Below are 20,465 nucleotides of genomic sequence, written 5' to 3' on the forward strand. Positions count from 1 at the left end.
CATGGGCTTTTTCCTCGAAACCCTCTTCGGCGGCCTCATGGTGGGCATGCTCTATTCGCTGATCGCCATCGGCTTCGTGCTGATCTACAAGGCCTCCGGCGTCTTCAACTTCGCGCAGGGCGCGATGGTGCTGTTCGCCGCGCTGGCGATGGCGCGCTTCGCCGAGTGGTTCCCGCAGTGGTTCGGCTTCGAAAGCCAGATCCTCGCGAACATCCTGGCCTTCATTGCGGCCATGGCGGTGATGGTCCTCGTGGCCTGGCTCATCGAGCGGCTCGCGTTGAGCAAGCTGGTGAACCAGGAAGGCATCACGCTGCTGATGGCCACGCTGGGCATCGCCTACTTCCTCGACGGCGTGGGCCAGACCATCTTCGGCAACGACATCTACAAGATCGACGTGGGCATGCCCAAGGAACCGCTGATGGTGCTGGAGAACACCTTCCAGGGCGGCCTGCTGCTGAGCCAGGAAGACCTGATCGCCGCGCTGGTGGCGGCGGGCCTCGTGGTGGTGCTCGCGGTCTTCTTCCAGAAGACGGCCACCGGCCGCGCCCTGCGCGCTGTGGCCGACGACCACCAGGCCGCACAGTCCATCGGCATTCCGCTCAAGCGCATCTGGGTGATCGTGTGGTCGGTGGCCGGCTTCTCCGCGCTGGTGGCCGGGATCATCTGGGGATCGAAGCTGGGCGTGCAGTTCTCGCTGTCGCTGGTGGCACTGAAGGCGCTGCCGGTGGTGATCCTCGGCGGGCTCACCTCGATTCCGGGCGCCATCATCGGCGGCCTCTTGATCGGCGTGGGCGAGAAGCTCTCCGAAATCTATCTCGGGCCCATGTTCGGCGGCGGCATCGAGATCTGGTTCGCCTACGTTCTCGCGCTGGTGTTCCTGCTGGTCCGTCCGCAAGGCCTCTTCGGCGAAAAAATTATTGATCGCGTATGAAATACGAGATCAACAATTTTTCGGTGCAGGCTAACTTGCGAAGCAAGTTAAGCGAAGCGGGCCGGAGCCAAAAGATCATCGATCGGGTCTGAAAATGTTCTACAGAGAAAACGGCCAATTCAAGTCGAGCTACCGCGCCGACCAGCAGATCTTCCCGATCGCGCAGGACCGCCTCGCGATCCTCGTGCTCCTGCTGGTGGCTTTCGTGGTGGTGCCGCTGGGCGTGTCCGACTACTGGATGCGCGCCATCCTCACGCCCTTCCTGATCCTGTCGCTCGCGGCGCTGGGCCTCAACATCCTGGTGGGCTACTGCGGCCAGATCTCGCTGGGCACCGGCGCCTTCATGGCGGTGGGTGCCTATGCGGCCTACAACTTCCAGGTGCGCATCGACGGCATGCCGCTGATCGCATCGCTGCTGCTGGGCGGCCTGTGCGCCACGGTGATCGGCGTGCTGTTCGGCATTCCGAGCCTGCGCATCAAGGGGCTGTACCTCGCGGTGGCCACGCTGGCGGCGCAGTTCTTCACCGACTGGGCCTTCCTGCGCATCCAGTGGTTCACCAACAACTCCTCTTCCGGCTCGGTGAGCGTGGCGGGCCTCAACGTGTTCGGCGTGCCCATCGAATCGCCGGCGCAGAAGTACCTGTTCTGCCTGATCTTCGTTTCGGTGTTCGCGCTGCTGGCGAAGAACCTGGTGCGCAGCGCCATCGGCCGCGAATGGATGGCGATGCGCGACATGGACGTGGCGGCCGCGGTGATCGGCATCCGCCCGGTGTACGCCAAGCTCACGGCCTTCGCGGTGAGCAGCTTCATCGTCGGCGTGGCCGGCGCGCTGTGGGGCTTCGTGCACCTGGGCGCGTGGGAGCCGGCGGCCTTCAGCATCGACCGTTCGTTCCAGCTGCTGTTCATGGTGATCATCGGCGGGCTCGGCTCGATCATGGGCAGCTTCTTCGGCGCCGCCTTCATCGTGCTGCTGCCGCTGTTCCTGAACCAGCTGCCCGCGTGGCTGGGTTTCTCCATTTCCACCGCGCTGGCCTCACATCTGGAGACCATGATCTTCGGCGCGCTGATCGTGTTCTTCCTGATCGTCGAGCCGCACGGCCTCGCGCGGCTGTGGTCCACGGCCAAGGAGAAGCTGCGGCTGTGGCCCTTCCCTCATTGATGAGTTCCCGTTCGTAGAAAACCCGGCACCGAGGTGCCCACAAAGGAGACAGGCATGAAACTGAAATCGCTCGCTCTGACCGCCGCCCTGGTGGCCGGCACCCTCGGCGCGGCGCTTGCGCCGTCGATGGCCAGCGCGCAGGCCAAGGAGCAGTTCTTCCCGCTGCTGGTTTATCGCACCGGTCCCTATGCGCCGAACGGTACGCCCTGGGCCAACGGCAAGCAGGACTACATCAAGCTGGTCAACGCGACCGGCGGCATCAACGGCGTGAAGATCTCGTACGAGGAGTGCGAGACCGGCTACGCCACCGACAAGGGCGTGGAGTGCTACGAACGCCTGAAGGGCCGCCCGGGCGTCGCGCTCTTCGATCCGCAGGCCACCGGCATCACCTTCGCGCTGACCGACAAGGTGCCCACCGACAAGATCCCGCTGATCACGCTGGGCTACGGCCTGGCCGCCTCGCAGGACGGCGGCGTCTTCAAGTGGAACTTCCCGCTGATGGGCTCCTACTGGACCGCGGCCGACATCCTGATCCAGCACATCGGGAAGAAGGAAGGCGGCATGGACAAGCTCAAGGGCAAGAAGATCGCCCTCGTCTACCACGACTCGCCCTTCGGCAAGGAGCCGATCCCGCTGCTGCAGGAACGTGCCAAGCAGAACGGCTTCGAGCTCTCGCTGATTCCGGTGACCGCGCCGGGCGTGGAGCAGAAGTCGGCCTGGCTGCAGGTGCGCCAGCAGCGCCCTGATTTCGTGCTGCTGTGGGGCTGGGGCGTGATGAACTCCACCGCCCTGAAGGAAGCCGTGGCCACGGGCTACCCGCGCGAGAAGATGTACGGCGTGTGGTGGGCCGGCGCCGAGCCCGACGTGAAGGACGTGGGCGCCAATGCCAAGGGTTACCACGCGCTGGCGCTGAACACCTCGGGCACGCAGCCCAAGGTGATCCAGGACATCCTGAAGCAGGTGCACGACAAGGGCCAGGGCACGGGTCCAAAGGACGAAGTGGGCTCGGTGCTCTACACGCGCGGCGTGATCATCCAGATGCTGACCATCGAGGCCGTGAAGCGTGCGCAGGAGCGCTTCGGCAAGGGCAAGGTCATGACCGGCGAGCAGGTGCGCTGGGGCATGGAGAACCTCGCGCTCGACCAGAAGAAGCTGGACGCGCTGGGCTTCTCGGGCGTGATGCGCCCGGTGAGCACCTCGTGCCAGGACCACATGGGCTCGACCTGGGCGCGCGTGCATACCTGGGACGGCGCGAAGTGGGGCGACATGTCCGACTGGTATCAGGCCGACGAACAGATCATCAAGCCGATGGTGAAGACCGCCGCTGACAAGTACGCGGGCGAGAAGAAGCTGACCCGTCGCGAAGCAGCCGACTGCCAGTCGTGATGCGCTGAGCGAGCGTTCCGTGGCGGCTCGCGAGAGCCGCCATTCGCAAGAACGGCGGGCACCGCGCGTGCCGTTCTTGCGAATGCTTCGGACCACACCATGAGCGAATCCAAAATCCTCCTCGACGTCAACGGCATCGAGGTCATCTACAACCACGTGATCCTGGTGCTCAAGGGCGTGTCGCTGACGGTGCCCGACGGCGGCATCGTGGCGCTGCTCGGCGGCAACGGCGCGGGCAAGACGACCACGCTGCGCGCGGTGAGCAACCTGCTCGCGGGCGAGCGCGGCGCAGTCACCAAAGGCACCATCGAGTTGCGCGGCGAGCGCATCGAGGCGCTGTCGCCGGCCGAGCTGGTCAAGCGCGGGCTGATCCAGGTGATGGAAGGCCGACACTGCTTCGCCCACCTGACCATCGAGGAGAACCTGATGACCGGCGCCTACACGCGCACCGACGGCAAGGCCGCGGTGCAGCAGACGCTGGAGAAGGTCTATGCCTACTTCCCGCGCCTGAAGACGCGGCGTACCTCGCAGGCGGCCTACACATCGGGCGGCGAGCAGCAGATGTGCGCCATCGGCCGCGCGCTGATGGCCAACCCGACGATGGTGCTGCTGGACGAACCCTCGATGGGCCTCGCGCCGCAGATCGTCGAGGAGGTGTTCGAGATCGTGAAGGACCTCAACGCCAAGGAGCGCGTGACCTTCCTGCTGGCGGAGCAGAACACCAACATGGCTTTGCGCTACGCCGACTACGGCTACATCCTGGAGAACGGCCGCATCGTGATGGACGGCGAGGCGAAGAGCCTGCGCGAGAACGAGGACGTGAAGGAGTTCTACCTGGGCGTGGGCGGCGCGGACCGCAAGAGCTTCCGCGACGTGAAGAGCTACAAGCGTCGCAAGCGCTGGCTGGCTTGACTCTCCCCCAGTCTTCGCGCACTTCGTGTCGCTTCGCCCCCCTCGCCGGGGGCAATACCAGCGGCCCGGCAAAGCCGGTTCCGCGGTATTCCTGAATGAGCAAGTTGAGCGCCTTGAACAGAACTGAAAGATGAAGGGTACGGACATGACCGACCACTACGACAAGCTCGAGATCCGAGACCCCGCCGAACGTGAACGCGACCTGCTGGCCGCGCTGCCGAAGCAGATCGCGCAGGCGCAGACGGCGGCCCCCGCGTTCGCGAAGATCCTGGACGGCGTGAAGCCCGCCGACGTCACCACGCGCGAGGCGCTCGCGAAACTACCGGTCACGCGCAAATCGGAATTGCTCGACCTGCAGAAGGCGCGCCGCGCGGACGATCCCTTCGGCGGCTTTTCTTCGATCGTGCGCGGCCCGCGCATGCCGCGCGTGTTCGCGAGCCCCGGCACCATCTACGAACCCGAGGGCGAGGCGCGCGACTACTGGCGCACCGCGCGGGCCCTGCACGCGGCAGGCTTTCGCAGCGGCGAGCTCATCCACAACAGCTTCAGCTACCACATGACGCCCGCGGGCTCGATCATGGAAAGCGGCGCGCGCGCCATGGGCTGCACCGTGTTCGCGGGCGGCACCGGCCAGACCGAGCAGCAGCTCGAGGCCATGGTCGACCTCAAGCCAGAAGGCTATGCGGGCACGCCGAGCTTCCTCAAGATACTGCTGGAGAAGGCCGAGGAAAAGGGACAGAAGCTGCCCTGGCTCACCAAGGCGCTCGTCTCCGGCGAAGCCTTTCCGCCGAGCCTGCGCGACTGGATCGCCACGCGCGGCGTGAAGGGCACGCAGTGCTATGCCACCGCCGACCTGGGCCTCATCGCCTACGAGACCAGCGCGCGCGAAGGCCTGGTGCTCGACGAGGGCGTGCTGGTCGAGATCGTGCGGCCCGGCACCGGCGACCCGGTGCCCGACGGCGAGGTCGGCGAGATCGTCGTCACCACCTTCAACCCCGACTACCCGCTGGTGCGCTTCGGCACCGGCGACCTCTCGGCCGTGCTCGCGGGCACCTGCCCCACGGGCCGCACCAACAAGCGCATCAAGGGCTGGCTCGGCCGCGCCGACCAGACCACCAAGGTGCGCGGCATGTTCGTGCATCCCTCGCAGGTCGCCGAGATCGTGCGGCGCTTTCCCGAAGTGCAGCGCGCGCGGCTGGTCGTCTCCGGCGAGATGGGCGACGACAAGATGACGCTGCGGCTCGAATGCGCCGGCACGGCGCCCGAAGGCATCGAGGCACGCGTGAGCGCGGTGATCCGCGAAGTGACCAAGCTGCGCGGCGAGGTCGTCGTCGTGGGCGCGGGCGAACTGCCCAACGACGGCAAGGTGATCGAGGACGCGCGCAGCTACAAGTAGCGGCGATACAGCACCCGCGTGATGACGCGCGTGAGCACCACCACGAGCACCGAGTAGACCAGCACGAGCGCCAGCGCGAAGCCGACGAGGCTGCCCGCGCTGTTGAAGCCGTGCAGCCACACCGCCAGCATCAGCCACAGCAGCGCGATGGCGATGCAGCCCACCTGCACCAGCGCGAAGGCCAGCACCGCAGCCCCCACCGCCCTGAAGGGCCGCACGCGCGACAGCACGGGCGCGGCGCCGAGCCAGCCGCCCCAGAACGCCAGCGCGAAGGCGACCAGGGGCGGGACCGCCCAGGCGACCAGCAGCTCGGGGCCGTCCAGGTCGCGCGCCACGGATGTCCAGCGACTCAGCGCCGCACCGATCCACATCTGCAGCGACGCGAACACCGAGGCTCCCACCAGCGCCACCGCGCGGCGCGGCGGGGAGCCGAAGCTCTCGCCATGCTGCATCTCCGGAACCGCCGCGCCACGCGCCCGCAGCGCGAACCACGCCGCGACCCACACGCCCAGCACCAGCACGACCAGCTGGGCGATGGACTGCAGGAACATGAACAACGGCATCACGGCACGCATGGACGGCGATCCGAAGAACTCGTGCAGCCGGCCGCCCGGCATGAAGAGCAATTGCAGTTCGTAGAACAGCGGGCTCAGCACATAGAAGTTCAGCACCAGCACCATGAAGTACGCCAGCGCGTAGCGGATGCGCGGCTGGGGCAGCGCCGCCACGCTCTGCGTGCCGCGCTTCTCGAGCGCGTTGCGCCCGTGGCTCCATGCCAGCGCCGCCGCCAGCACCCACGCCATGGCAATGCTGAACACCATCGGTATCCACACGCCCGGCAGCGCATAGGCGCTGCGCAGCTGCTCGCTGTGGGGCGAGTCGGGCCAGAGCTGCATGACCATGTTGGCGGCCACCATCGCGATGTCGATGGCCACGGTGATGAGCGCGAGATCGCGCGGCAGGCGTCGCGCGCGCTCGTTGGAAAGGTTTGCCGTCATGAAATCTCTTCGCCTTGCATGGCGCATGCCTCGGCATGCGGAGAAGGCGAGCGTATCGGATGACGGCCGGCAGGCCGTGTAGGCTCAGTGCGCGAGTGCGGTCTCGCCCTGCTCCTCTTCGGGCGCGGGCCCGACGTACACCGACTGCGGACGGATCAGCCGCCCCTTCCGCACCTGCTCGCGCGCATGCGCCACCCAGCCGCCCACGCGGCCGGCCGCGAACACGCAGGTGAAGCTCTCGCGACCGAAGCCCAGGGCCTCCAACAGCAGCGCGGTATAGAACTCCACGTTGGTCTCGAGCGCGCGGCCCGGCTTCTTCTCGCGCAGGATGGCCAGCGCCGCCTGCTCCGCGGCCTCGGCCAGAGCGAAGCGCGCGGCGTTGACGCTGCCTTCCTCGCCGAGCCGGCCGAGCGCACGCTTGAGCGCATCGGCGCGCGGATCGCGCACGCGGTAGATGCGATGGCCGAAGCCCATCAGGCGCTGGCCGCTGGCCACGGCCTCCTCCAGCCACGCACGGGCGTTGGCGGCGCTGCCGATGGCGTCGAGCGCATCGAGCACCGGCCCGGGCGCGCCGCCGTGCAGCGGCCCCTTGAGTGCGCTGATGCCGGCGAGCACGGCCGAGGCCAGGCCAGCGCCGGTGGATGCGACCACGCGCGCCGCGAAGGTCGAGGCGTTCAGGCCGTGGTCGCACACGGTGACGAGGTACGTGTCGAGCGCGGCGCTTTGCGCCGGCGTGGGCGCGCGGCCATGCAGCATCCGAAGCATGTCGGCGGCGTGCGGCAATGCCTCGTCGGGCGCGAGCGCCGGCACGCCCAGGCGCCAGCGCATCACGGCGGCGGTGTAGACGGCCGGCGCGGCCACGAGGCGCAGCGCGGTCGGCAGGTCGTCGCCATCAGGCAACCGCGCCAGCAGCGCGCGCACCGCCTCGATGGGCGGCAGCCGGCGCAGCATCGCGCCGTCGTTGGGTTGCAGGCGCTCGAAGGCCTCGCGGCGCGCGCGGCCGATGGCGGCACGCAGGGCGGCGGCGGCAGGCAGCGTGTCGAAGAAGCCTTCGAACAGCAGGCCCACCACGTCTTCATAGCGCCAGCGCTGCGCGATCTCGTCGAGCTCGTGGCCGCGGATCACCAGCCGGCCGGCCTCGCCGTCCACCTCGGACAGCACGGTATGCGCGGCCACCACGCCTTCGAGGCTGCCATCGTCGTTGTTCATCGCTCTTTGCTCCTGGGTTGTCACGATGACATTGATTCTGTTCCGATGAATATTGACGTCAATCTTGATCTATTCTGTCAACATGACCACGAAGAGAACCGCGCAGCTGTGGCTCCCTGCCGCCGAAGCCCTCGAACTGATGCAGGTGCGCCCGCAGACGCTCTACGCGAGCGTGAGCCGCGGCCGCATCCGCGCCAAGCCCGATGCCGCGGACCCGCGCCGCAGCCTCTACCACCGAGACGACGTGCAGCGCATCGCGGCGCGCGCACGCGGCCGCCGCAGCAGCGAGACGGTGGCGAGCGAGGCGATCCAGTGGGGCGAGCCGGTGCTGGCCTCGGCGGTCTCGACGGTGGCCGAAGGGCGGCTGCTGTACCGCGGGCAGGACGCCTGCGTGCTGGCCGGGCACGCCACGCTCGAGGAGGTCGCGGGGCTGCTGTGGGAAAGCCCGTCGCCGCGCTTCGCGGCCTCGTCTGCCGTGGCACTGCCCGGCACCCAGGCAGCACCCCTTCAGGCCGGCCTGCTCGCGCTCGCGTCGCGCGCAGCCACCGACCTGCCCTCGCGCGGCCGTTCGCGCAGCGTGCTGCAGGCCGAGGCGGCGGACGCGATCGGCGCGCTGGCCGATGCATTGCTCGGCGCCGCGCCGGCGCGCGATGTGCCGCTGCACATGCGGCTGGCCTCCGCATGGCGCAGGCCCCGCGCCGCCGACGATCTGCGCCGCGCGCTGGTGCTCCTGGCCGACCACGAGCTCAACGCATCGACCTTCGCCGCGCGCGTGACGGCATCGACCGGTGCCTCGGTGTCGGCGTGCCTGCTCACCGGCCTCTCGACATTGACAGGGCCGCTGCATGGCGGCGCCTCCGCGGCGGTGCAGGCACTGATGCGCAGCGCTGCGGCCATCGGCGCCGAAGCGGCGGTGCGCGAATGGCTCGCGCACGACCGGCCGCTGGCGGCCTTCGGGCACCCGCTCTATCCGCAAGGCGATGCGCGCTGCCGCGCACTGCTCGCGAACATCGAGCTGCCGCCGGCCTTCGGTGAACTCCGCGACATCGGCGAGAAGCTGCTGGGCGATGCGGTGAACATCGACTTCGCGCTCGCAGCCCTCGCTGCCGTGCACAGGCTGCCGGCCGGCGCGCCGCTCACGCTGTTCGCTCTCGCGCGCACCGTCGGCTGGACGGCGCACGTGCTCGAGCAGCAGGCCACCGGGCAGCTGATACGCCCTCGTGCGCGCTACACCGGACCAGGGGTCGCGCAGCCTGGCTGAGAAGGCGCCGCCGCGCGCCCCGGGAAGGTGCGGATGACGACGCAACCCTAAGGGCTATTCGCTATAGGTCAGGCAGCAGTCAGCCCTTAAGATCGCGGCGTTTTTATCCCCCCCTTTCGGAGACGACATGAAGAAACTGTTCGCCCTCGCGGCGATTGCCGCTGCTGCCGTCGGCGCGCACGCCCAGGACTTTCCCGCGGGCAAGACCGTGACGCTGGTGGTGCCTTTCGCGGCCGGCGGCCCGACCGACCGTGTCGCGCGCGACCTGGCCGAAGCCATGCAGAAGACGCTGGGCACCACGATCGTGGTGGACAACACCGCGGGCGCGGGCAGTTCCATCGGCACCGCCAAGGTGGCGCGCGCCAACCCCGACGGCTACACGCTGCTGCTGAACCACATCGGCATGTCGACGATGCCGGCGCTCTACCGCAAGCTGCCCTTCAACGTCGAGACCGACTTCGAATACCTCGGCATGGTCAACGAAGTGCCGATGACGCTGATCGGCAAGCCCGGCCTGCCCGCCAACAACTACAAGGAACTGACGACCTGGATCTCCGCCAACAAGGGCAAGATCAACCTCGGCAACGCCGGCCTGGGCGCGGCATCGCACCTGTGCGGCCTGCTGTTCCAGAGCGCGCTGAAGGTCGAGATGACGCCGGTCCCCTACAAGGGCACCGCCCCGGCCATCGCCGACCTGCTGGGCGGCCAGATCGACCTGCTGTGCGACCAGACGACCAACACCACGTCGCAGATCGAGGCCAAGAAGGTCAAGGCCTATGCCGTGACCACGAGCAAGCGCCTGACCACGCCCGCGCTGAAGGACCTGCCCACGCTGGACGAATCGGGCCTCAAGGGCTTCGAAGTGACGATCTGGCACGGCGTGTACGCACCCAAGGGCACGCCCGCGCCGGTGCTGAAGAAGCTCAACGAAGCCATCAAGGCGGCGATGAAGGACCCGGGCTTCATCCAGCGCGAGGAAGCGCTGGGCGCGGTGATCACCACCGACAAGCGCACCGAGCCTGCCGAGCACAAGAAGTTCGTCTCGGCCGAGATCGCGAAGTGGGGCCCGATCATCAAGGCCGCTGGCGTGTACGCCGACTGATAGATTCACTGCAACCACGAGCAGCCGCAAGGCCGCCTGAGCCCCCTGGGCCAGGCGGCTTTTTCGTTATGCTGCGCGGGATTTCTTCCATCCACATCCCGCTCCTTCTTCTCCTCCATGCGTCTTCGCAGCGCGGCCCTTCTGGTCTTCGTGGCCCTGCTGGCGCGGGAGGGCATGGCCCAGGCGCAGACACGTATGCAGGAAGCCCGGACGCTGCTCTGGGTGTGGGACCGGCCCCAGCTCTTTTCCGCTCTGCCCGAAGCCACGGGCGTGGCCTACCTGCATGCCACGGTGCGCCTGAGCGGCACCGAGAGCCGCACGAGCTGGCGCCAGTGGCCGCTGCGCATCGCGCCGGGCGCCACGGTGGTGCCGGTGGTCCACGTCGCGCTCGACAATCTCTCGCCCTCACCGCTCGACGATGCGCAGCAGCAGGCGATCGCCGCCGCCGTCGAGCATGCCGCGAAGCAAGGCAACCGCTCGGGCTGGGTGCAGCTCGACTTCGAGTCGCGGCGCAGCCAGCGCGATGCCTACGTCACGCTGCTGCGCCGGCTGCAGCCGCTGCGTGAAGGCGGCACGCGGATCTCAGCCACGGCGCTCGCGTCGTGGTGCATGGGCGATCCGTGGCTGCCGGCCGGCCTGCTCGACGAGATCGTGCCGATGTACTTCCGCATGGGAGCGGAATCCGCGCGCATCCGCCAGCGGCTCGGCGCGACGGGTGCGGCCACGGTGTCGGCCTGCCGCGACGCAGCCGGCCTGATGCTCGGAGAAGACTGGCCCGCGCTGCGCGACGTGAAGCGGCGCTACGTGTTCCATGCGGGCTCGTGGAAGAAAGAAGACTTCGAAAAACTGCAGACCGGAAACAGGGAAGCGTACAAATGACTCTTTCGAAAATGGGAGGCGCGAGGCTGCTCGCCATCGCCGCATTGGCCGGCGCCACCCTGCTCGGCGCAACGGCGACGCACGCCAGCGGCGGCGGCGAGCCCGAGGACCTGTTCTTCGCCAGCACCCGGCCCGACCAGCCGGTGCGCGAATTCGTCGAGCGGCCCGCGGGCTACTACACCGGCTACCTCGTGCCCTACCAGGTGCTCTGGTACTGGCGCCTGCACGGCCAGGCCTTTTCTCCCGACGCGGTGCGCGCCTTCACCGACCTGCTGGAGAAGCTGCCGCGCGAGGACAACGGCATGGCCGAAACCGACGACGCCTGGATCGAATGGCGCAAGGCGCGCGACGACGCCATGGCGAAGCTCGATCCGAAATCGCCCCGCGACAGGCCCAACATGCCGCCCCCGTCGCAGCAGCCGCCGAACTGGAACACCGGCACCCTGCAGGCCGACCCGAACTGCTTCTACGGCGACGCCTTCCGCAACGCCACGAAGACGCTGGCGCAGCGCATGACGCGCGCGGCCGGAGACAAGTCGGCCGGCCCCTTCGTGCTGCACTGGCTGAAGGCGCAGGACGCGGTGTTCGACACCTGCAACAAGGAGCCCGGCGCCGTTCCCGAACTGCCGCCGGGAGCGCCCGCCTGGCTGCAGGCCGACCACGCCTACCAGCTGGCCGCGCAGCGCTTCTATGCCGGCGACTTCGACGAGGCCGACACCGCGTTCACCGCCATCGCGGCCGACAAGTCCAGCTCCTGGCGCGATCTCGCGGCCTACATGCGGCTGCGCGTGCTGGCGCGGCAGAACCCGGGCGATGCGCCTTCGGACGGCCCGGAGAACAAGAAGGAAAGCGCCGAGGCCCTCAAGCAGCAGGCCGAGCTCACGAAGCAGGTCGACGCCATCGCGCTGCCGCTGCTGAAGAACCCGCGCCTGAAGGCGCTGCATCCCTCGGTGCACCGGCTGGCCGAGGCGCTGCGCATCCGCTACCTGCTGCCCGCCACGCGCATGCAGCGGCTGGCGGACGGCCTGAAGACCATGGGCCAGCCCGACGCGGCCGCCGCGAAGCTGCTGCTCCTGAACCACGAGTTCCGTGCCTGCGGTTTCTTCGGAGGCTGCAGCTACATCGGCCCGGCACAGACCTCCGACCTCGTGCAGTGGATCAGCACCGTGCGCGGCTTCGACGGCCCCGGCGGCGGCGGTGAGCCCAACGGCAAGTGGCGCGAAACGCTGAGCTGGAGCCGCTACCAGCGCACGCACGACCTCGCCTGGCTGATGGCCGCCGCGAGCCTCGTGCCGGTGGCCGCCACGAACGACGACAAGCGAGAGGCCGAACTGCAGGCCGCATTGGCGGCCGTGCCCGAAGACCATCCGGCGCGTTTCGCCGCCACGCAGCTGCGCGCGCAGCGCATGTTCGCGCAGGGGCGCTACCAGGAGGTGCGCGAGCTCATGGCCGCCACGGCCGATTCGCCGCTGATCGCACGCAGCCTCTCGGGCCAGAACCTCGTGAAGGCATTGCTGCTGCCGACCGCCGCATCGGAAGATGAATGGCGCCGCCTCGCGATCCGCCCCGTGGTCGCGCGCCGCGATCCCGAGGCGATGGAAGCGAAGCCGACCGCGGTGCCGCTGGCCAGTGCCTTCGACGAGGACGTGGTGCGCTTCCTCAACACGCGCGCGCCGCTGCCGATGTGGCTGCGTCTCGCCGCCGATCCGGCCCTGTCGCCCGCGCTGCGCGACAGCCTGCTCGAGACCGCATGGACCCGCGCCGTGCTCGCCGAGGACTACGCCACGGCCCGACGCGCGGCGCAGATGCGCATCGCCTCGCCGCCTCAGGCAGGCACCGCCAAGGGTGCGGACGCGATCGCCGGCATCCGCCGCTCGGCGGGGCTGCCCGACACCGACGGCGCCGCCTGGCGGCACCTGCTGCTGGAGCGCATGGCGAGCACCACCGAAGTGCTGCTGCCGCCGCACTGGCCCGGCTCCGAGGGCATCCGGCCCACGCCGCTCAAGCTCGGCGCAAGCTCCGAGTACTACGACCGCGGCATGGCGGTCGGCAGCTACGGCAAGTGGTGCCGCCCGCTGGGCGTTGCGATCTCCGGGCCGCAGGCGGCCACGGCGGCCGACTTCGAGATGCCCGCCTTCCTGCCGCAGGAAGAACGCACGCGGCAGGCCGCGCTGGTCGAGAAGCTGCGCGCCATTCCGCAGGACTCGATCTACTTCACGCAGGAAAGCCTGGCGCTGATGCAACGCGACCGCGCCGATCCGCTGGTGCCGCAAGCACTGTCGGTCGCCGTGAAGATGGCGCGCTACACCTGCCAGGACAAGGCGGCGGGCGACTGGTCGCGCAAGGGGCTGCAGGCCCTGCGCACGAACTATCCGAAGTCGCCGTGGACCGCCTCCACCCCGTACTGGTACGGCGGCCGCTGAGGCAGGCCGCCGTCGCTTTGCAAGTCACTTCGGACGTATCGCGTCGGCCGTTCCCTGGATGAAGGCCTTGATGCTCTCGATGTCGTCGTTGGAGAGCTTGCCCGTGAAGTCGGGCATGCCGCGCGACATGGCCGGGCCCTTGAGCACGAACTTGTCGAGGTTCTCGATGTAGGCCGGGTCCATGTAGCCGAGGTTGGGAATGTTGCCGCCGCGGTCCACGCCCGGCACGCCGTGGCAGAAGACGCAGTTGCTCACGTAGAGCATGGTGCCGGCCTGGACCTTGGCGGGGTCGTACTTCACGCCCTGCACGAGCTTGTCCATGCGGTACTGAACGAAGTCGGGCATCTTGGCGGTGCCGCCCACCGCGAAGGTGTAGACCGTGCCGGGGCCCTGCCGCTCGGTGGCGCGCTGCGCGAGGCCGTACACGCCGCCCCAGCCCACCGCGACCGACACGTATTGCTTGCCGTCGACCATGTAGGTCGACGGAGCCGCGACAACGCCGGTGCCGGTGGGCGTTTCCCACAGCTTCTCGCCGGTCTTCGCGTTGTAGGCCAGCAGGCGTCCGTCGGCCGTGCCCTGGAACACGAGGTTGCCGGCGGTGGTGAGGGTGCCGCCGTTCCAGGGCGATGCGTAGTCAACGCCCCAGGCTTCCTTCTGCGCCACCGGGTCCCAGGCCACGAGCCGGCCGAAGGGTTTGCTCTTGGGCGGCTCGGCGTTGGCGAACTTGGCGAGGTTCCAGCCCAGGCCCGCATGCGGGCGGCCGGGCACGTCCTCGTTGAACTTCCAGTCCTTGTCGTCCATGAGGTTGATCGGCACGTGCTGCGCGGGCAGGTAGGCGAAGCCGGTCTGCGGGTTGAACGACATCGGGTGCCAGTTGTGCGCGCCGAAGGGGCCGGGGATGCTGTCGCCGGGCTTGGTGCCGTCGCGCGCGGCGGCGATCTCGATGGGGCGGCCGTTCTTGTCGTAGCCCGTGGCCCAGTTGACCTCGACGAAGTTCTTCGCCGAGATGAACCTGCCGTTGGTGCGGTCGATGACGAAGAAGAAGCCGTTCTTCGGCGCATGCAGCAGCACCTTGCGCGACTTGCCGGCGATCTTCACGTTGGCCAGGATCATCGACTGCGTGGAGGTGTAGTCCCAGTTGTCGCCGGGCGTCTCCTGGTAGTGCCACACGTACTTGCCGGTGTCGGGGTTGAGCGCCACCACCGAGCCCAGGTAGAGGTTGTCGCCGCCCTTGGGGCTGCGCGCCTTGTGCGACCAGGGCGAGCCGTTGCCGGTGCCCACGTACATCAGGTTGAGCTCGGGGTCGAAGGCGAAGCTGTCCCACGCGGTGCCGCCGCCGCCGGCCTCCCAGTACTTGCCGCTGGGGTCCCAGGTCTTGGCGGCGCGCGCCATCGACTCGTCCTCGAAGGGTTTGCTCGGGTCGCCAGGCACCACGAACCAGCGCCACTTCTGGTCGCCCGTCTTCGCGTCGTAGGCGGTGACGAAGCCGCGCACGCCGTACTCGGCGCCGCCGTTGCCGATGATGACCTTGCCCTTGAACACGCGCGGCGCGCCGGTGATGGTGTAGCTGCCCTTCTGGCCCTCGATGGTGTTCTTCTCCCACACCTTCTGGCCGGTGGCCGCGTCGAGCGCGATGAGGCGTCCGTCGTAGGCCGCCACGTAGACCCTGCCCTCGTAGATCGCGACGCCCCGGTTCACCACGTCGCAGCAGCCCCTGAAGCCTTTGGACTTATCGACCTGCGGATCGAAGGTCCACAGCTTCTGCCCGGTGCGCGTGTCGATGGCATGCACCACGCTCCACGAGGCGGTGACGTACATGATGCCGTCCACCACCAGCGGCGTGGCCTCCACCCCGCGCGTGGACTCGAGGTTGTACGACCAGACCAGCCCCAGCTGCTTGACGTTGCCGGCGTTCACCTGGTCGAGCTGGCTGAAGCGCGACTCCGAATAGTCCAGGCCCACGCTGGGCCAGTCGGGCGTCTTCTTCTGGGCGGCGTTGGCGCGGATGAAGCCGCCGTCCACCCGTTTGGTCGCGGCTGCCGCGCGGTCCTGTGCGTTCTGGGCCGTGGCCGCCGTTGTCGCGCCCAGGCACAGCAATGCGCCGGCGAGCACGAGCAGCCCGGAGTGTGTTTTTTTCATCGCAGGTCTCCTTTGTGCCTCAAGAATCGTCGGGACGGGCCTCGCGTTCATCTTCGGGATTTCCCCAGTCCGGCGCTGTTCCATTGCGGAACACATTCGATGCTGGTCCCGGTCCCCGACCCCACGCAGGGAGGCAATGAATCCATGGCCCTCGACGCAAGAAGAATCGGCACGCCCGACGCCCCGCGCCAGCTCTTCGCCAGCACGCCCGCGCAACGCGTGGCGCTCGCGCGGCGGCAGTTCTTCGAGGAAGGCGTGCGCCCCTCGGGCCTGGTCGACGAGGCGGTGATCCAGTCGTGGATGCGCTGCAGCCGCACCCACACCGACCGCCAGCGCATCGTGCCCTTTGACGCGGTCACTCCCAGCCGCCTGCACGCCACGCTCGCGCGCAACCGCGAGCTGCTCGAAGTGGCGCGGCAGGAACTGGTGCAGATGGAGCACGCGCTCGCGGGCACCGACTGCCGCATGATCCTCACCGACAGCGAGGGTGTGGTGGTGCACGTCACGCAGCAGCCTGCCGCCGTGCACCAGCCGGTGCTGCGCAAGACCGCGCGCGTGGGCGTGAACATTGCCGAGCACATCGTCGGCACCACGGCACCGGGCATCGTGGCGAGCACCGGGCAGGCCTGCACTGTCGACGGCGCCGAGCACTACTTCGACGTGCTGTGCCACATGCAGTGCGCGGCCGCGCCGATACGCGACGTGACGGGCCGGCTCGCGGGCGTGCTCGACCTCACGGTGGAGGCGCGCCGCTTCGGCTTCGACGCGGCCTCTATGGTCTCGCTCTACGCCACCACCATCGAGAACCGGCTGCTGCAGGCGCAGTCGCGCGACCACCTGATCCTGCGCTTCCAGGCCAGCCCGACGCTGCTGGGCACGCCGCTGGAAGCGCTGGCCGGCATCGCGCCCGACGGCACCATCACCTGGCTCAACAACGCGGGCGCGCGGCTGCTCGGCCGGCTGCCCGAGGCGGAGGACGAACGCGATGTCGAATGCCTGCTGGGACACGACCTCGCGAGCCTGCTGCGGCTGGGACGGCGCGAGGCCGCGCAGCCGCTGCGGCTGGCGAGCGGACTGGGCGTGTGGGTGCAGGCGCGGCTGAAAGGCAAGGACGGCGCGGACTTCCGCCATGCGGTGGCGATGCCCGGGGAGCCGGCGCAGCTCGCCATCGAGCGCGATGCGCAGGAGCCCGCCGGCGACGCATGCGGGCACGCGGATCACGGCGATCCTCATGCGGAATCAACGACGACGCTGCGCGAGCACAGCCGCAAGCTGATAGAGGAAACGCTCGCCGCGCACGGCGGCAACGTGTCGCAGGCGGCGCGGCAGCTGCGCGTGTCGCGCGGCACGCTCTATCGCCGGCTGCGCGGCTGGCGCGACGACGCGGAAGGAACGGGCCCGGCGGACTGATCGCTCAGGCCGCCGCGCGGGCCAGCGCACGCGCGCGCCGCGCCTTCGCGTCGGGCTGCAGCGGCCGCAGGTATTCGTGCAGCGCGAGCGCCGCGGCGCCCACTGCCGGCGCAAGCTCCTCGTAGCGCGCGGTGCGCAGGTCGGGCGCGGGCATGCCGGCGCCGTCGGCGTGGCGCTTCACGCATTCGAAGGCGGTCTGAACGAAGCCGCGATGGTCGGTGCAGGCCTTGCCGCCGAGCACGATGGCGCGCGGATTGAAGGTGACCCACAGGTTCTGCAGCAGCACGCCGAAGAAGGCGGCCGCACGGCGGGTGTCGACTCCTTCGCGCTCCAGCACGCGCGAGCCGAAGAAGGCTTCGGCGCAGCCGCGGCGGCCGCAGGAGCACAAGGGGCCGTCGAGTTCGAGGATGGTGTGGCCGATTTCGCCGGCCATGCCCTGGCCGCCGGTGAAGAGCCGGTCGTTCAGCACCACGCCGGCGCCCACGCCCACGTCGCAGTTCACGAAGATCAGCGGGTCTTCGCCCTCCTGGCCGACGCTGGCGGCGAACTCGTACTCGCCGAGCACGGCGGCGTCGGCGTCGTTCTGCAGCTGCACGGTGACGCCTGGCAGGCCGACGGCGGCGAAGGCTTTCTCGAGCGCAGGCAGCAGGCTCACGTTGCGCCAGCCGAGGTTGGGCGCGAAGCGGACCACGCCGGTGCAGTCGTCCACCGCGCCGGGCACGCACACGCCGATGCTCGACAGGCGCAGGCCGAGCTGCTTCAGCCTCTCGTGCGCGGCCGCGGCCATGCGCGCGACCAGCGCGCATACGCCGGCCGGCGATCCGTCGGTCAGGTCATGGCTCTGCGAATGCAGCACCTCGCCCTGCAGCGACATGCACACGAGGCGCACTGTTTCCACCGCGATCTCCACGCCCATCAGCGCGCGCACGCCGACGTTGATCTGAAGCGGCGTGGAAGGCCGGCCCAGCCCGTCGGCCACGGTCGCGCCGGCCTCGCTGAGCCAGCCCTCGTCGATCAGCTCGCGCACCAGAAGGCTCACGGTCGACTTGGTGAGGCCGCTCTCGCCGGCCAGCCGCGCGCGAGAGAGGCCCGGCTGCGCGCGCAGCAGCCGCAGCAGCACGCTGCGGTTCATGCGCTTGACGAGCTGCTGGTCGGCCGTGGTGGTCACTTGAGGTCTCTGGTCAGGCAGGTGCCGCGGCCGTATCGGCGTGGTGGGCCTGCTCCTTGCCTTCGGGACGCTTGCCGGCAATGATCATTCCGAGCACTTCGTCCTCGGTCACGTCGGCCGTGCGGTAGGTGCCGACCAGCTTGCCGTTCTTCATCACCGCGAGGCGGTCGCTCAGCGAAAACACGTCGGGCATGTCGTGCGTGATGAGGAAGATGCCCACGCCGTCGGCCTTGAGCTGCTTCACCAGGCCGCCGACCATCGCGGTCTCTTCGGGGCCGAGCGCGGCGCAGGGCTCGTCCATGATGAGGATGCGCGCATTGAAGTACAGCGCGCGCGAGATCGCCACCACCTGCCGCTGCCCGCCCGAGAGCCGGCGCACCGGCACGCGGATGTTGGTGAAGTTTCTGTTCAGGCGCTGGAACACCTTGCGCGCCTGCACTTCCATGAAGTGGTCGTCGAGCGTGTTCCAGGGCGTCATCTTCTCGCGGCCGAGGAAGAGGTTGGCCACCGAGTCGAGGTTGTCGGCCAGCGCGAGCGTCTGGTAGATGGTCTCGATGCCCTGCGCCTGCGCCTCGGCTGGCGTGCGGATGTGGACCTTCTCGCCCGCGATCAGCGTGTCGCCCGAGTCGATGGGGTAGGCGCCCGCCAGCATCTTCATCAGCGTGGACTTGCCCGCGCCGTTGTGGCCCAGCAGCGCGACCACTTCGCCGGGATAGAGGTTCACGCTCACGCCGTCCACGGCCTTCACGCCGCCGAAGGCCTTGCGGATCTCGCGCAGTTCGACGAGGGGTTTGGAGGTGTCGATGTTCGTGTCCATGTCAGTTCTCCCCGAACTTGCGGCGATACAGCACGTCAAAGACGACCGCCACGATCAGCACCTGGCCGATGATGACCATGCGCTTGCCGATGGGCACGTCGAGCAGCAGCATGCCGCTGTCGAGCGACTGCATGATGAGCGCGCCCAGCACCGAGCCGAAGATGGAGCCGCTGCCGCCCGCGAGCGCGGTGCCGCCGATGACGGCCGCGGCGATCACGTACAGCTCCATGCCCGTGCCCAGCGAGTTGGTGCCCGCGTTGAGGCGTGCGATCGACACGATGGCCGCGATGGTGACCAGCACCGCCAGCAGCGCGAACAGCATCAGCGTGACGCGCTTGACCGGAATGCCCACCAGCGCCGCCGCGTCGGGGTTGCCACCCATCGCGAACACGTAGCGCCCGAAGCGCGTGCGGTGCACGATGAACGACAGCACGATGGCCACCACGGCCCAGATCAGCACCGGGATCGGAATGCCCTGCGGCTCGCTCTTCGACGAGATCTGGTAGCTGTTCATGATCCATGCGAAGCCGAACACCACGGCCACCGGCACGGCGGTGATGAGCACGTCGAGCCACAGTGCCTCGGTCGGCATGTCGTAGCGCTGGCGCGCGCGGCGCTTCTGCACCATGCGCGCGAACAGCACCACCGCCACCAGCGTGGCGAGCACCCAGCTCGCGGTGACGCCGATGCCGCCGTCGTAGCCGCCGCCCAGGCGCTGGAAGAATTCGTCGTTCACCGGCTGCGTCTTGCCGTCGGCCACCAGGAAGGCCGCGCCGCGGAAGGACATGAGGCCGCCCAGGGTGACCACGAAGGAAGGCACGCCCAGCACCGCCGTGAGCCAGCCCTGGTAGATGGACACCAGCAGCGCCACCGCGAGCCCCGCGAGGCAGGCCGTGGGCCACGACCAGCCCGAGGTGTATTGCAGGTAGGCGATGAGCACGCCGACGAAGCCCATCACCGAGCCCACCGACAGGTCGATGTGGCGCGCCACGATGATGAGCACCATCACGGTGGAGACGATGCCCACCACCGCGGTCTGCTGCGCGACGTTGTAGAGGTTCTCGGGCGAGAGGAACACGCCGCCGGACATGACGCTGAACGCCACGGCCATGATGACCAGCAGCACGCACATCAGGATGAGCCGCAGGTCGACGCCGGTGCGGCGCCACCAGCCCGGTGTTGATGACGATGGGTTGCTCATGTTTCAGACCCCCTTGGGACTACGGAGAGATGCGCAAGCCCCCGCCGGCCTGGCCCGTGGAGGCCGGCAGCTGG

16 protein-coding genes are annotated in these 20,465 nt (G+C 68.9%); 10 read left to right on the forward strand and 6 right to left on the reverse strand.

The genetic code is table 11. The annotated features are described in order from the left end of the window. The first annotated feature begins 1 nt into the window (after window position 1). The 5 genes from ABL840_RS36700 to ABL840_RS36720 all read left to right on the forward strand — a co-directional run bounded on the left by ABL840_RS36700 (window position 2) and on the right by ABL840_RS36720 (window position 5,784). A complete protein-coding gene (locus ABL840_RS36700; protein WP_093196145.1) occupies window positions 2–931 on the forward strand; it encodes a branched-chain amino acid ABC transporter permease in 930 nt (309 codons plus the stop codon). 94 nt (window positions 932–1,025) lie between these two features. Then, the gene (locus ABL840_RS36705) at window positions 1,026–2,090 is read left to right on the forward strand and encodes a branched-chain amino acid ABC transporter permease (protein WP_093196144.1); all 1,065 of its coding nucleotides are present in this window, start codon (window positions 1,026–1,028) and stop codon (window positions 2,088–2,090) included. Window positions 2,091–2,144: 54 nt separating this feature from the next. Further along, a complete protein-coding gene (locus ABL840_RS36710) occupies window positions 2,145–3,476 on the forward strand; it encodes an ABC transporter substrate-binding protein (RefSeq protein ID WP_093196143.1) in 1,332 nt (443 codons plus the stop codon). Window positions 3,477–3,575: 99 nt separating this feature from the next. Further along, window positions 3,576–4,388: an ABC transporter ATP-binding protein gene (locus ABL840_RS36715; RefSeq protein ID WP_093196142.1), complete on the forward strand. Its 813-nt coding sequence runs from the start codon at window positions 3,576–3,578 to the stop codon at window positions 4,386–4,388. 145 nt (window positions 4,389–4,533) lie between these two features. Beyond that, complete coding sequence (locus ABL840_RS36720; protein WP_093307556.1) at window positions 4,534–5,784, forward strand: phenylacetate--CoA ligase family protein; 1,251 nt, start codon at window positions 4,534–4,536, stop codon at window positions 5,782–5,784. Here ABL840_RS36720 and ABL840_RS36725 read toward each other — a convergent pair. Both ABL840_RS36725 and ABL840_RS36730 read right to left on the reverse strand, forming a co-directional pair. Further along, window positions 5,775–6,782 carry a hypothetical protein gene (locus ABL840_RS36725; RefSeq protein ID WP_093307555.1) on the reverse strand — a complete coding sequence of 336 codons (1,008 nt, stop codon included), beginning with the start codon at window positions 6,780–6,782 and terminating at the stop codon, window positions 5,775–5,777. The two genes, ABL840_RS36720 and ABL840_RS36725, sit on opposite strands and share 10 nt — an antisense overlap. Window positions 6,783–6,866: 84 nt before the next feature. Next, window positions 6,867–7,991: a citrate synthase/methylcitrate synthase gene (locus ABL840_RS36730; protein WP_093307554.1), complete on the reverse strand. Its 1,125-nt coding sequence runs from the start codon at window positions 7,989–7,991 to the stop codon at window positions 6,867–6,869. An 82-nt stretch (window positions 7,992–8,073) separates the two neighbouring features. On the opposite strand from ABL840_RS36730, the gene ABL840_RS36735 reads away from it, so the two are divergent. From ABL840_RS36735 to ABL840_RS36750, 4 genes are all read left to right on the forward strand, one after another. Beyond that, window positions 8,074–9,252 carry a citrate synthase gene (locus ABL840_RS36735; RefSeq protein WP_093307553.1) on the forward strand — a complete coding sequence of 393 codons (1,179 nt, stop codon included), beginning with the start codon at window positions 8,074–8,076 and terminating at the stop codon, window positions 9,250–9,252. Between the two features lie 127 nt (window positions 9,253–9,379). Next, window positions 9,380–10,354, forward strand: coding sequence for a tripartite tricarboxylate transporter substrate-binding protein (locus tag ABL840_RS36740; RefSeq protein WP_093196138.1), 975 nt, complete (start codon window positions 9,380–9,382; stop codon window positions 10,352–10,354). Between the two features lie 117 nt (window positions 10,355–10,471). Beyond that, a complete protein-coding gene (locus tag ABL840_RS36745; protein WP_093429405.1) occupies window positions 10,472–11,233 on the forward strand; it encodes a hypothetical protein in 762 nt (253 codons plus the stop codon). Further along, on the forward strand, window positions 11,230–13,656 hold the full coding sequence (locus tag ABL840_RS36750) for a hypothetical protein (protein ID WP_143043029.1): 2,427 nt from the start codon (window positions 11,230–11,232) through the stop codon (window positions 13,654–13,656). Before ABL840_RS36745 ends, ABL840_RS36750 begins: the two co-directional genes overlap by 4 nt. Before the next feature lie 24 nt (window positions 13,657–13,680). Here ABL840_RS36750 and ABL840_RS36755 read toward each other — a convergent pair whose 3' ends face one another. Continuing rightward, window positions 13,681–15,795 carry a PQQ-dependent dehydrogenase, methanol/ethanol family gene (locus ABL840_RS36755; protein ID WP_093307550.1) on the reverse strand — a complete coding sequence of 705 codons (2,115 nt, stop codon included), beginning with the start codon at window positions 15,793–15,795 and terminating at the stop codon, window positions 13,681–13,683. Window positions 15,796–15,939: 144 nt separating this feature from the next. Here ABL840_RS36755 and ABL840_RS36760 point away from each other — a divergent pair, with 144 nt between their 5' ends. Continuing rightward, the gene (locus ABL840_RS36760; protein ID WP_093307569.1) at window positions 15,940–17,205 is read left to right on the forward strand and encodes a helix-turn-helix domain-containing protein; all 1,266 of its coding nucleotides are present in this window, start codon (window positions 15,940–15,942) and stop codon (window positions 17,203–17,205) included. A gap of 4 nt (window positions 17,206–17,209) precedes the next feature. On the opposite strand, the gene ABL840_RS36765 is transcribed toward ABL840_RS36760, so the two are convergent. Genes ABL840_RS36765 through ABL840_RS36775 form a run of 3 tightly spaced genes read right to left on the reverse strand, consistent with a single transcriptional unit; the run spans window position 17,210 to window position 20,391 of the window. Continuing rightward, window positions 17,210–18,373: an ROK family transcriptional regulator gene (locus ABL840_RS36765; RefSeq protein WP_093196133.1), complete on the reverse strand. Its 1,164-nt coding sequence runs from the start codon at window positions 18,371–18,373 to the stop codon at window positions 17,210–17,212. A 13-nt stretch (window positions 18,374–18,386) separates the two neighbouring features. After that, entirely contained in the window at window positions 18,387–19,190 is an 804-nt protein-coding gene (locus ABL840_RS36770; RefSeq protein ID WP_093307549.1) for an ATP-binding cassette domain-containing protein, read from the reverse strand. A gap of 1 nt (window position 19,191) precedes the next feature. Next, window positions 19,192–20,391 (reverse strand): sugar ABC transporter permease, encoded by a 1,200-nt coding sequence (locus ABL840_RS36775; RefSeq protein WP_093307548.1) that lies wholly within the window; start codon window positions 20,389–20,391, stop codon window positions 19,192–19,194. Window positions 20,392–20,465: the final 74 nt, after the last annotated feature.

This window comes from Variovorax sp. NFACC27 (genome assembly GCF_048301545.1).
Classification (GTDB): Bacteria; Pseudomonadota; Gammaproteobacteria; order Burkholderiales; family Burkholderiaceae_C; genus Variovorax; species Variovorax gossypii.